Here is a 1,100-nt window from a genome sequence, read left to right as displayed (position 1 = left end):
CTCGGGCGGGCCGGAGCGAGGGCCGTGGCGGGCCGGCCCCGGACGTCCGGCGACCGCCGAAGATCACGGGCCCATGCCGATCCCCCATGCCGATGCCGGTGCGTGGACCACGGCATGGCACCCTTGGAGCTGCATCACAGGCACACACGGACACGGGTTCGACGAGGAGCGGTCACAGTGCAGCGCTGGCGTGGCTTGGAGGACATCCCCCAGGACTGGGGGCGCAGCGTCGTCACCATCGGCTCCTACGACGGAGTGCACCGCGGACATCAGCTGATCATCCGGCACGCCGTGGAGCGCGCCCAGGCACTCGGCGTCCCCTCCGTGCTGGTCACCTTCGACCCGCACCCCAGCGAGGTGGTCCGCCCCGGCAGCCACCCGCCGGTGCTCGCCCCGCACGTCCGGCGCGCCGAGCTGGCGGCCGACCTGGGCGTCGACGCGGTGCTGGTGCTGCCGTTCACCAAGGAGTTCTCCAAGCTCTCGCCCGCCGAGTTCGTGGTGAAGGTCCTGGTCGACAAGCTGCACGCCCGCGCCGTCGTCGAGGGACCCAACTTCCGGTTCGGCCACAAGGCCGCCGGTGACGTCGCGTTCCTCACCGAGCAGGGGCGGACCTACGACTTCGAGGTCGACGTGATCGACCTGCACGTCAGCGGTGAGGCGGGCGGCGGGGAGCCGTTCTCCTCCACCCTCACCCGGCGTCTGGTCGCCGAGGGCGACGTGGCGGGCGCCCGCGAGATCCTGGGCCGCCCGCACCGCGTCGAGGGCGTGGTGGTCCGCGGCGCCCAGCGCGGCCGTGAACTCGGCTTCCCCACGGCGAACATCGACACCCTGCCGTTCAGCGCGATCCCGGCGGACGGGGTGTACGCGGGCTGGCTGAACGTCGCCGGGGAGTCCATGCCGGCCGCGATCTCCGTCGGCACCAACCCCCAGTTCGACGGCACGGAGCGCACGGTCGAGGCGTACGCGATCGACCGCGAGGGCCTCGACCTCTACGGCATGCACGCGTCCGTGGACTTCCTCGCCTTCGTCCGCGGCCAGGCCAAGTTCGCCACCCTCGACGACCTCCTCGAGGCGATGGCCCGCGACGTCGGACGCTGCCG

General features: G+C 72.5%; 1 protein-coding gene. It reads left to right on the top strand.

Annotated elements, in window-relative coordinates; all coding sequences use genetic code 11:
- Positions 1 to 177 precede the first annotated feature (177 nt).
- On the top strand, positions 178 to 1,100 hold a 923-nt coding region (locus tag HW445_RS32100; protein WP_180224270.1), incomplete at its 3' end, for a bifunctional riboflavin kinase/FAD synthetase.

The sequence above is a fragment of the Streptomyces sp. UH6 genome, from assembly GCF_013421635.1.
GTDB classification, from domain to species: Bacteria; Actinomycetota; Actinomycetes; order Streptomycetales; family Streptomycetaceae; genus Streptomyces; species Streptomyces abyssomicinicus.
The sequence above is the reverse complement of the archived record's forward strand: the minus strand, read 5'-3'. Positions and strand labels throughout refer to the sequence as shown.